Genomic DNA, 10822 nt, shown 5'->3' on the forward strand with positions numbered 1-10822 from the left:
TCCGAACCCGGAAGCTAAGCCTTTCAGCGCCGATGGTACTGCATGGGGGACCGTGTGGGAGAGTAGGACGCCGCCGAGCTAAATGTGAAAGTAAGCCCTGATGGGGAGCATCGCTCTCTGTCAGGGCTTACTTGCGTTTACGGGGCGTTTGCGCCCCGCGGGTTTTCGGTGCTCTCCGCGCTGGGGCATGACCACGCCCACCCGCGCATACCGGGCGCCCCGGCTACCGGTAAGGTCAAGAAGAAATCAACAGGAACCGTCCCACAGGAGGCCCCCGGGTGGAGGTCCAGGAGACGCGCGTCCAGACCGACCGCGTCCTCACCATCCCCAACATCCTCAGCATGGCTCGCCTAGCCGGCGTCCCCCTCTTCCTGTGGCTGATTCTCCAGCCCGTCTTCGACGGGCCGCAGTGTGACGGATGGGCGCTGCTGGTGCTGGCGCTGAGCGGTGTCAGCGACTACCTCGACGGGAAGCTCGCACGGCGCTGGAACCAGATCAGCAGCCTCGGCCGGCTGCTCGACCCCGCCGCCGACCGGCTCTACATCCTCTCCACTCTGGTCGGCCTGACCTGGCGGGAGATCCTGCCGCTCTGGCTCACCGCGGCCCTCCTGGCCCGTGAGGCGATGCTGGCGGTCATGGTGTGGATCCTGAGGCGGCACGGATACCCGCCGCCTCAGGTGAACTTCCTGGGCAAGGCCGCGACCTTCAACTTGATGTACGCGTTCCCGCTGCTGCTTCTCAGTGACAATGACGGCTGGCTACAGCTGCCCGCAACTATTTTCGGATGGGCGTTCGCAGGATGGGGTACAACCCTCTATTGGTGGGCAGGGATCCTCTATGTGGTTCAAGTCCGCCGACTGGTCAAGGCGGATACCACAGCCGACTGATCCCGTCGTAGTCCCGTCGTAACGGTACGTTCCCGCGTACGTTCGCCGGAAGGGCTCGGGGGAATTGGTCGGCGGTCCGTCATCTCTCAAGGAGGACGCTTCCGACATGAAGGCCGTCGTGATGGCCGGTGGCGAAGGCACCCGCCTTCGCCCCATGACCTCAAGCATGCCCAAACCGCTTCTGCCGGTGGCCAACCGCCCGATCATGGAGCATGTGCTCCGGCTCCTGAAGCGGCACGGGCTCACGGAGACGGTGGTCACCGTCCAGTTCCTCGCCTCACTGGTGAAGAACTACTTCGGCGACGGCGAAGAGCTCGGTATGGAGCTCACCTACGCCAACGAGGAAAAGCCCCTCGGCACGGCGGGCAGCGTCAAGAATGCGGAAGAGGCCCTCAAGGACGACACCTTCCTCGTCATCTCGGGCGACGCCCTCACCGATTTCGACCTGACGGATCTGATCCGGTTCCACAAGGAAAAGGGCGCCCTCGTCACCGTCTGCCTCACCCGGGTGCCCAACCCGCTCGAATTCGGCATCACCATCGTGGACGAGGCCGGAAAGGTCGAGCGCTTCCTGGAGAAGCCGACCTGGGGCCAGGTCTTCTCCGACACGGTGAACACCGGCATCTACGTCATGGAGCCCGAGGTCTTCGACTACGTGGCGCCGGACGTCCCCGTCGACTGGTCGGGTGACGTCTTCCCCCAGCTGATGAAGGAAGGCAAGCCCATCTACGGCTACGTCGCCGAGGGCTACTGGGAGGACGTCGGCACCCACGAGAGCTACGTCAAGGCCCAGGCCGACGTCCTCGAACGCAAGGTGGACGTCGACATAGACGGCTTCGAGATCTCCCCCGGCGTCTGGGTCGCCGAGGGTGCCGAAGTCCACCCGGACGCCGAACTGCGCGGCCCCCTCTACATCGGCGACTACGCCAAGGTCGAGGCCGGCGCCGAGCTCCGCGAGCACACCGTCGTCGGCTCCAACGTCGTCGTGAAGAGCGGCGCGTTCCTGCACAAGGCCGTCGTCCACGACAACGTCTACATCGGGCCGCAGAGCAACCTGCGCGGCTGCGTCGTCGGCAAGAACACCGACATCATGCGCGCCTCCCGGATCGAGGACGGCGCCGTCATCGGTGACGAGTGCCTCGTCGGCGAGGAATCGATCATCCAGGGGAACGTCCGCGTCTACCCCTTCAAGACGATCGAGGCCGGCGCGTTCGTCAACACCTCGGTGATCTGGGAGTCCCGCGGTCAGGCGCACCTGTTCGGCGCGCGCGGGGTGTCCGGCATCCTCAACGTGGAGATCACCCCGGAGCTGGCCGTCCGGCTGGCCGGCGCGTACGCCACGACGCTCAAGAAGGGCGCCACGGTCACCACGGCCCGCGACCACTCCCGAGGCGCCCGCGCCCTGAAGCGTGCCGTCATCTCGGCCCTCCAGGCCAGCGCCATCGAGGTGCGGGACCTGGAGAACGTCCCGCTCCCCGTGGCGCGGCAGCAGACCGCGCGGGGCAGTGCCGGCGGCATCATGATCCGTACGACGCCCGGGGTGCCGGACTCCGTCGACATCATGTTCTTCGACGAGCGCGGCGCCGACCTGTCGCAGGCCGGACAACGGAAGCTGGACCGGGTGTACGCCCGCCAGGAGTACCGGCGCGCGTTCCCCGGGGAGATCGGCGACCTGTCCTTCCCGTCGAGCGTCTACGACTCGTACACGGGCTCGCTGCTGCGGTCCATCGACACCTCGGGGGTCGCCGAGGCCGGCCTGAAGGTCGTCGTGGACGCGTCGAACGGCAGCGCGGGCCTCGTCCTGCCCAGCCTCCTCGGCCGGCTCGGGGTGGAGGCGCTGACCATCAACTCCGGGCTGGACGAGGCACGGCCCACCGAGACCGCCGACGCCCGGCGGTCCGGCCTGGTCCGGCTCGGGGAGATCGTCTCGTCCGCGCGGGCCGCGTTCGGCGTCCGCTTCGACCCCGTCGGCGAGCGGATCTCGCTGGTGGACGAGCGGGGGCGGATCGTCGAGGACGACCGCGCGCTGCTGGTCCTGCTCGACCTGGTCGCCGCGGAGCGGCGGTCCGGACGTGTGGCGCTGCCCGTCACCACCACCCGGATCGCGGAGCAGGTGGCCGCGTATCACGGTACGCAGGTGGAGTGGACGACGACCTCGCCGGACGACCTGACCCGGGTCGGCCGGGCGGACTCGACCATCTTCGGCGGCGACGGGCGCGGCGGCTTCATCGTGCCGGAGTCCAGCAGTGTGTTCGACGGCACGGCGGCCTTCGTCCGGCTGGTGGGCCTGGTGGCCCGGACCCAGCTCACGCTGAGTCAGATCGACGCGCGGATCCCGCGGGCGCACGTCCTGCGGCGGGACCTGGCCACCCCGTGGGCGGTCAAGGGCCTGGTGATGCGTCAGGTGGTCGAGGCCGCCGGCGACCGCTCGGTGGACACGACCGACGGCGTCCGGGTCGTGGAGGCCGACGGGCGGTGGGTGATGGTGCTGCCCGACCCGGCCGAGGCCGTGACGCACCTGTGGGCCGAGGGTCCTGACGACGCCTCCGCCCAGGCGCTGCTGGACGAGTGGTCCGCCGTCGTGGACGGCGCCGGACGCTAGCGTCCCCGGCGGCCGCGGCCCGTACGGACGGGCCGCGGCCGTCCCGCGTCGCGCACCGGGGCGTCGTCTTCCCGGTCCCGTTCCGGCACGCCGGTGGGGCCATTGGGAGACGACGCCCCCGACGTGCGACGATGTGCGGCATGTCGCAGCAGCCCCCCGTTCGGAGGACCCCCGCACCGCCGCCGCGCCCCGACGCCTCCATGTCGCTGCTGACCAATGTGATGGACCACAGCCTGGACGACGGTTACGCGGAGGCGGCGGCCCGGCGGGCCGAGGGCGGCGCGGGGCTGCCGGGCAAGCTCCGGGCGAAGCTGGGGCTGGCCGCGGCGCTGCTGCTGGCCGCCGTGGTGGTGACGCTGGGCGCCGCGCAGGCGCGCATATCGGCACCGACGCTGGCCAAGGAGCGCGAACAGCTCATCGGCCGCATCGAGAAGGAGACGGCCGCCGCGGAGGCGCTGCAGAAGAACGTCAACGGGCTGCGGGAGAGCGTCGGGGACCGGCAGCGCGAGGCCCTGGAGGAACACGGCGGGGACAAGGCCGAGTTGGTCTCCCTCCTCGCCGGGGCCACGGAGGTGCGGGGGCCCGGGGTCAAGGTGGTCGTCGACGACGCCAAGCAGGCGAAGAGCGGAGGCGGCGGCCCCCGGGAGAGCAACGGGTTCTCGGACACCGGCCGGGTGCGCGACCGTGATATGCAACGCGTCGTCAACGGCCTCTGGCAGGCCGGGGCGGAAGCCGTCGCGATCAACGACCAGCGTCTGACCTCGTTGTCGGCGATCAGGGCGGCCGGGGACGCCATACTGGTGGACAACACGCCGCTGGCGCCGCCGTACACGGTGCTGGCGATCGGCGACGGCCGGCGGATGAGCACCTCGTTCCAGGACAGCGTCGACGGCCAGTACCTGCACGTCCTCCAGCAGAACTACGGGGTCAGAGCGAGTGTCTCCGTCGAGGGTGACATGCGGCTGCCGGCCGCGCCGAGTCTGACCGTACGAACCGCACGGCCGCAGGGGGGCGGCGCGGCCGGCCGCGCCGCCGACACAGGGAAGGGCACATCGTGATCGCCGTATTGGGCCTCATCGTGGGAGTCGTGGTCGGACTGGTCGTCCGCCCCGTGGTGCCGACGGCGGTCGAGCCCTACCTCCCCATCGCCGTCGTCGCGGCCCTGGACGCGGTGTTCGGCGGGCTCCGGGCGATGCTGGACGGCATCTTCGACGACAAGGTCTTCGTCGTGTCGTTCCTGTCGAACGTGGTCGTCGCGGCCCTCATCGTCTTCCTGGGCGACAAACTGGGCGTCGGGGCCCAGCTGTCCACCGGCGTGGTGGTCGTCCTGGGCATCCGCATCTTCTCCAACGCCGCCGCCATCCGGCGGCACGTCTTCCGGGCGTGAGGCCGATGAGCGACGACGACACGCCCGAGGAGCGGAAGGGCCCCCAGGGGACCCCCGAGAAACCGGAGACCCCGGAGAAGCCCGAGAAATCGGTGACTGTGGGTAAAGACGGGAAACCGGGGAAACCGGTGGAACCGGAAGGCCCGGCGAACGCCGGGGCCCGGTCCACGGACGAGCAGCCGGAGGACGGCGGTCCGTCGGCGACCGCCGCCCCCGAGGCGTCGGCGGAACCGCCCCTGACCGGGCGTCAGCGGCTGGTGAAGGGTCTGTGGCCGCCCCGGTTCACCCGGGCGCAGCTGACCGTCGCCCTGCTGCTGTGCGTCCTGGGCCTGGGGCTGGCGATCCAGGTGCGGTCGAACAGCGAGAGCAGTGTGCTGCGCGGCGCGCGTCAGGAGGACCTGGTGCGGATCCTGGACGAACTCGACAACCGCACCAAGCGGCTCGAGGACGAGAAGCGGAAGCTGGAGGGGCAGCGGACGGAGCTGGAGAGCAGTTCCAACCAGGCCGCTGAGGCCCGTAAGCAGACGGCGCAGAAGGAGCAGCAGCTCGGCATCCTGGCTGGCACGGTGGCCGCGCAGGGGCCCGGCATCGTCCTCACGGTGAGCGACGGCAAGGGGGCGGTGGATCCCGACATGCTGCTGGACGCCGTCCAGGAGCTGCGGGCGGCCGGCGCCGAGGCGATCCAGCTCAACGATGTCCGGGTGGCCGCCGACACATATTTCTCCGGTACCGCGGGGAAGGTGGAGATCGACGGCAAGAAGGTGTCGCAGCCTTACAAGTTCAAGGTCATCGGCAAGCCCGACGATCTGAAGCCCGCTCTCAACATCCCCGGTGGTGTGGTGCAGACTCTGCAGAAGGAGCAGGCCGGGGTGGAGATCTCCCGGTCTGAGAAGATCGTTGTCGACGCCTTGCGTCCGGCGAAGCGGCCTGACTACGCTCGGTCGTCATCGCGGTGAGGCGGGCGAACGCAGGGGCTCTGCGGGGAGGGCGGGAAGTTGCGGGGGGTCGGCGCACCAAGATGGGGGTGCGTGATGGAAACTGTCTGTCGGCCATGGACGTTGTAAGGATGTCCAGGTCGGACGGTGTGTGCAGCGAGGGTTTGTCCTGCCCCACGGGCGGGTCTGTTTCGGTCAAGGGGAATCGCCCGTGAAGTTGTTTGCGAAGTTGTTCGGCAAGAGCTCCCGCCAGAGCGGCGGCGGTTCCGCGCGCCACCGGGCCCAGGGCCCGATGGAAGGCGACGAGCGGGGTCACGAGGGGCGTCCCCTGTTCCGTGACCAGCCGGGTGCCCCCGGCGCCGCCCAGGGCGGCCAGGGAGTTCCTCCCGGCGATCCCACGGCGACCGCGCGCATAGGTCTCGGTACGCCGATGTCGGGTGCGGGGGAAGGGGCTGCCTTGCCGGTCTGTACGAGGTGTGGTCACCGGAACGGCGAGAACAGCCGGTTCTGCTCCAACTGCGGTGCGCCGCTGCGGCCGGGTGCCGTCGCCGAGCGCGCCTCGGAGACCACGTCCACGATCTCCATCTCCGGTCTGGAGGCGTACGACTCCGAGACCACGGGCCAGACGGCCATCCCGTCGCTCTCCCCGGAGGCCCAGGCCGCCGTGGAGGCGCTGCCCCTGGGCTCGGCGCTGCTGGTCGTCCGGCGCGGTCCCAACTCGGGGAGCCGTTTCCTGCTGGACGGCGAGGTGACGACGGCGGGCCGGCACCCGCAGAGCGACATCTTCCTCGACGACGTCACGGTCTCCCGCCGCCACGTGGAGTTCCGGCGCAACCCGGACGGCGGCTTCACCGTCACGGACGTCGGCAGCCTCAACGGCACGTACGTCAACCGGGAGCAGATCGACTCGGTGGTGCTGTCGAACGGCGACGAGGTGCAGATCGGCAAGTACCGCCTGGTCTTCTTCGGCAGCCAGCGGGGCATCTGACCGCTCCCGGACCGGACCGGACCGCGTCCGGGAGACTCCAAGGGAAGGGCCATGCTTCAGACACCGTCGGGCGGTGCCGGCTCCTCCGGCACCACCGGTGCGGAGGGCCGGCTGGTGAGCATCGGAACGGTGCTCAACCTGCTGCGTGAGGAATTTCCCGAGGTCACCATCTCCAAGATCCGTTTCCTGGAGGCGGAGGGCCTGGTCGAGCCGCAGCGCACGCCGTCCGGCTACCGCAAGTTCAGCACGGCGGACGTGGAGCGGCTGGCCCAGGTGCTGCGGATGCAGCGCGACCACTATCTGCCGCTGAAGGTCATCCGCGAGCACTTGGACGCGCTGGCCCGGGGCGAGCGGGTCCCGCTGCCCGCCCCCGGGCAGCCACGGGACGGCCTCGGCCTCATGGAGCCGGATCCGGGGGCCGAGGATCCGGTGGAGACCGGTCCGGAGCCCGTCCCCACCGGGCCCCAGGCGCGGATCGGCCGCGCCGAGCTGCTGGAGCTCACCGGGGCGACCGAGGGCGAGCTCGTGGAATGGGAGTCGTACGGTCTCGTCGTCCCCCACCCGGACGGCGGATTCGGGCCCGATTCCGTGGCCGTCGCCCGCCTCGTCGCCGACCTGGGGCGATTCGGGCTGGAGCCGCGGCACCTGCGGGCCGTGAAGGCCGCGGCCGACCGCGAGGCGGGCCTGGTCGAACAGGTGGTCGCACCACTGCGCCGGCACCGTAACCCGCAGACCAGGGCCCACGCCGAGGCCACCGCCCGGGAGCTGGCCGGGCTCTCCGTCCGGCTGCACGCCGCCCTGGTGCGCTCGGCGCTCCAGCCGCGCGGACAGTGACCGAGAGCGGCCCCGACTACCCAAACCGGCCGAGCACGTCCTAGGGTTGCTGTGTGAACGAGCTCGATGTCGTGGGTGTCCGGGTGGAAATGCCCTCCAACCAACCGATCGTGCTCCTGCGCGAAGTGGGAGGCGACCGCTACCTCCCGATCTGGATCGGACCGGGGGAGGCGACGGCGATCGCCTTCGCACAGCAGGGGATGGCTCCGGCCCGACCGCTGACCCACGACCTGTTCAAGGACGTGCTGGAGGCGGTGGGGCAGCAGCTCGCGGAGGTCCGCATCACGGACCTGCGCGAAGGCGTGTTCTACGCGGAGCTGGTCTTCGCCAGCGGAGTCGAGGTCAGCGCCAGGCCGTCCGACGCCATAGCGCTGGCCCTGCGCACCGGAACGCCGATCTACGGCAGTGACGGCGTGCTGGACGACGCGGGCATCGCCATCCCCGACGAGCAGGAGGACGAGGTGGAGAAGTTCCGCGAGTTCCTCGACCAGATCTCGCCGGAGGACTTCGACACCAACAGCCAGTGAGGCGCGGCCCGTGGCCTCCGACCGGCCGCGGGCGGGGCCTCGAAGGGCTGCGGCCGGGGCCGCGCGCGCCTGCGAACGGGGCCGCGGCAGGGTATTCGAGTAGCCTTTCCCCCTCGGGGACACGTAAAACCACTCTCAGGGTGATTATCACTCGGCGTGCCGAGTGTGGCGATCGTTGACGCACCCCGAGCGACTGCCTACCGTCGTGAAGGCAGGTCAAGGACGGAGGTCGGCGTGAGAAGCACGGGCGACGGTACAGCGGTCGGCAGTCCGTATCCGCTGCACGGGGGATCGGTCGAACCGGTGACCCTCCCCCCCAGCCTGAACGGCGTGGGAGGGGGCCCCACCCACGGCCTGAGCGGCGTGGGAAGCACTCCCGTCCCCGCGGCGGCGGTCACTTCCCAGCGGGGCCCCCGGGCCGGCGGCTCCGACGAGGGGGACGCCGGGGGGAACGCCGCGGCCGGCACGGAGACGATCGGCTACCGCGGGCCCACCGCCTGCGCGGCGGCCGGGATCACTTACCGGCAGCTCGACTACTGGGCGCGCACGGGGCTCGTGGAGCCGAGCGTGCGGCCCGCCTACGGGTCGGGGAGCCAGCGGCTCTACAGCTTCCGGGACGTCGTCGTCCTCAAGATCGTCAAGCGGCTGCTGGACACCGGCGTCTCCCTGCAGAACATCCGCACCGCCGTCCGCCACCTGCGGTCCCGCGGCATGGCCGACCTCGCGCAGATGACGCTGATGAGCGACGGCGCCACGGTCTACGAGTGCGCGTCGCCCGACGAGGTCGTCGGGCTCCTCCAGGGAGGCCAGGGCGTCTTCGGGATCGCCGTCGGGGTGGTCTGGCGGGACGTCGAGAGCGCGCTCGCCCAGCTGCACGGGGAGCGGGTGGACACCGGCGAGACGCTGATCGGCCACAACCCGGCGGACGAGCTGGCGCGGCGGCGGAACCGGGCCGGCTGAGAGCCGGGCCGCCCGAGAGCCGGTCAGGCCGGGCGGAGGGTCGGCTGAGGCCGCGGTGGAGGTGAGCGGGTCCGGGGTGTTCCCCGGGCCCGTTTTCGTGTGCTCGGGCGGTCGGTGCCGGGTGGTCTCCGGCTCCGGTTTCCGGGTCTCGCCCGGCGAGGGTGGGCATCGGCGTCCGGGCGGCGCGGGCGGTCTCGTCGTCGCACGTCAGCGCGATTGTCAGTGCCATGCGGGACGATGCGTGGTGTGAGAGGTTCACCGACGATCCTGCATCTCGACATGGACGCCTTCTACGCCTCGGTGGAGCAGGCGGCCAAGCCCAGCCTGCGCGGAAAGCCGGTCGTCGTCGGCGGCATCGGCCCGCGCGGTGTGGTGGCCACCGCGTCGTACGAGGCGCGGGTCTTCGGTGTGCACTCCGCGATGGCGACGGCCCAGGCCCGCCGGCTCTGTCCGAACGCGGCCTATCTGACCCCGCGCTTCAGCCTGTACCAACAGGTCAGCGGCGTGGTCATGGGGCTGCTCGCCGAGCTGTCGCCGCTCGTGGAGCCGCTGAGCCTCGACGAGGCGTTCGTGGACCTGGAGGCGGGCGGCGTCGAGCCGTCCACGGAGGCCGTACGGGCGGTGGGGGAGCGGCTGCGCGCGGACATCCTCGCGGCCACCGGGGTCAGTGGGTCGGTGGGCCTCGCCGGCTCCAAGATGCTCGCCAAGATCGCCTCCGAGCAGGCGAAGCCGGACGGGCTGGTGGTGATCGAGCCCGGCACCGAGCTGGAGCTGCTGGGTCCCATGCCGGTACGGACGATCCCCGGTGTCGGGCCCGCCACCGCCGAGACGCTGCGCCGCGCGGGCATCCACACCGTCGCCGAGACCGCCGAGGCGGGCGAGGCGGAGCTGGTGCGGCTGCTGGGCAAGGCGCACGGGGCCGGCCTGTACGCCCTGGCGACGGGCCACGACGACCGTCCCGTCGTCGCCGAGCGGGACGCGAAGTCCGTCTCCGTCGAGGACACCTTCGCCGAGGACCTGACCGACCGGACGCGGGTCCAGCTGGAGCTCGCCCGCCTCGCCGACCGCTGCGTCCGGCGGCTGAGAGCCGCCGGGCGGTCAGGCCGCACGGTCGTCATCAAGGTGCGGCGGTACGACTTCTCCACCCTCACCCGGTCCGAGACCCTCCGGGGGCCGACCGACGACCCCGCCGTCGTCCGGGAGGCCGCGGCGCGGCTGCTGGAGGCCGTCGACACGACGGCCGGGGTGCGGCTGCTGGGCGTGGGAGTGAGCGGCCTCGCCGACTACACGCAAGAGGACCTCTTCGCGCAGGCGCAGGCCGCCGCCCAGGCCGCGGAAGCGGCGCCGGAGGGCGGCGGGAGCGCGCTGCCGGCCCCCGGCGGGGCGGGGGACGGGCCCGCGGACGGGGAGGCCGCGCCGCCGCGGCGGTGGCTGCCCGGTCTGGACGTGGTGCACCGCGAGCTCGGCCGCGGCTGGATCCAGGGCAGCGGCCTCGGCCGGGTCACCGTACGGTTCGAGGAGCCCTGGTCGACGGCTCCCGGCCGGGTGCGCACCTTCGCCGTCGACGACCCCGACCTGGAGCCGGCCGAGCCGGTACCGCTGATCCGTCCGCCGGTGGGATCGGGCGAGGCGGCGTCGGCCGGAGGCGGGCCGGGTGGGGGTCGGGACGGTGACGGAGGCGTGGCGGGCCCGGTTGAGGAGC

General features: G+C 71.3%; 10 protein-coding genes and 1 rRNA gene. All 11 read left to right on the forward strand.

The annotated features are described in order from the left end of the window. Positions 1 to 79, forward strand: a 5S ribosomal RNA gene (gene rrf / locus ACSNOK_RS24675); the annotation flags it as partial. A 199-nt stretch (positions 80 to 278) separates the two neighbouring features. After that, positions 279 to 887, forward strand: a complete 609-nt coding sequence (locus ACSNOK_RS24680; RefSeq protein WP_436782954.1) for a CDP-alcohol phosphatidyltransferase family protein — start codon at positions 279 to 281, stop codon at positions 885 to 887. Positions 888 to 993: 106 nt separating this feature from the next. Continuing rightward, positions 994 to 3489: a sugar phosphate nucleotidyltransferase gene (locus tag ACSNOK_RS24685; protein ID WP_436782955.1), complete on the forward strand. Its 2496-nt coding sequence runs from the start codon at positions 994 to 996 to the stop codon at positions 3487 to 3489. Between the two features lie 140 nt (positions 3490 to 3629). Continuing rightward, positions 3630 to 4547, forward strand: a complete 918-nt coding sequence (locus ACSNOK_RS24690) for a DUF881 domain-containing protein (RefSeq protein ID WP_436782956.1) — start codon at positions 3630 to 3632, stop codon at positions 4545 to 4547. After that, positions 4544 to 4876, forward strand: a complete 333-nt coding sequence (locus tag ACSNOK_RS24695; protein WP_004947174.1) for a small basic family protein — start codon at positions 4544 to 4546, stop codon at positions 4874 to 4876. Before ACSNOK_RS24690 ends, ACSNOK_RS24695 begins: the two co-directional genes overlap by 4 nt. Before the next feature lie 5 nt (positions 4877 to 4881). Beyond that, positions 4882 to 5832, forward strand: coding sequence for a DUF881 domain-containing protein (locus ACSNOK_RS24700; protein ID WP_436782957.1), 951 nt, complete (start codon positions 4882 to 4884; stop codon positions 5830 to 5832). A gap of 130 nt (positions 5833 to 5962) precedes the next feature. Continuing rightward, positions 5963 to 6799, forward strand: coding sequence for an FHA domain-containing protein (locus ACSNOK_RS24705; protein WP_436782958.1), 837 nt, complete (start codon positions 5963 to 5965; stop codon positions 6797 to 6799). 51 nt (positions 6800 to 6850) lie between these two features. After that, positions 6851 to 7633, forward strand: coding sequence for a transcriptional regulator FtsR (gene ftsR, locus ACSNOK_RS24710; protein WP_436782959.1), 783 nt, complete (start codon positions 6851 to 6853; stop codon positions 7631 to 7633). Between the two features lie 53 nt (positions 7634 to 7686). Continuing rightward, positions 7687 to 8160, forward strand: coding sequence for a bifunctional nuclease family protein (locus tag ACSNOK_RS24715; protein WP_436782960.1), 474 nt, complete (start codon positions 7687 to 7689; stop codon positions 8158 to 8160). Between the two features lie 234 nt (positions 8161 to 8394). Next, positions 8395 to 9120 (forward strand): MerR family transcriptional regulator, encoded by a 726-nt coding sequence (locus tag ACSNOK_RS24720; protein WP_436782961.1) that lies wholly within the window; start codon positions 8395 to 8397, stop codon positions 9118 to 9120. Between the two features lie 246 nt (positions 9121 to 9366). Next, a partial coding sequence (locus ACSNOK_RS24725; protein WP_436782962.1) for a DNA polymerase IV occupies positions 9367 to 10822 on the forward strand: 1456 nt, incomplete at its 3' end.

Origin of the sequence: Streptomyces sp. URMC 126 (assembly GCF_051386555.1) — a bacterium.
In the GTDB taxonomy this organism is placed as follows: domain Bacteria; phylum Actinomycetota; class Actinomycetes; order Streptomycetales; family Streptomycetaceae; genus Streptomyces.

Coding starts and splice junctions, on each gene's coding strand:
- ftsR (WP_436782959.1), top strand. CDS start 6,851: ATGCTTCAGACACCGTCGGGCGGTGCCGGCTCCTCCGGCACCACCGGT.
- ACSNOK_RS24685 (WP_436782955.1), top strand. CDS start 994: ATGAAGGCCGTCGTGATGGCCGGTGGCGAAGGCACCCGCCTTCGCCCC.
- ACSNOK_RS24690 (WP_436782956.1), top strand. CDS start 3,630: ATGTCGCAGCAGCCCCCCGTTCGGAGGACCCCCGCACCGCCGCCGCGC.
- ACSNOK_RS24700 (WP_436782957.1), top strand. CDS start 4,882: ATGAGCGACGACGACACGCCCGAGGAGCGGAAGGGCCCCCAGGGGACC.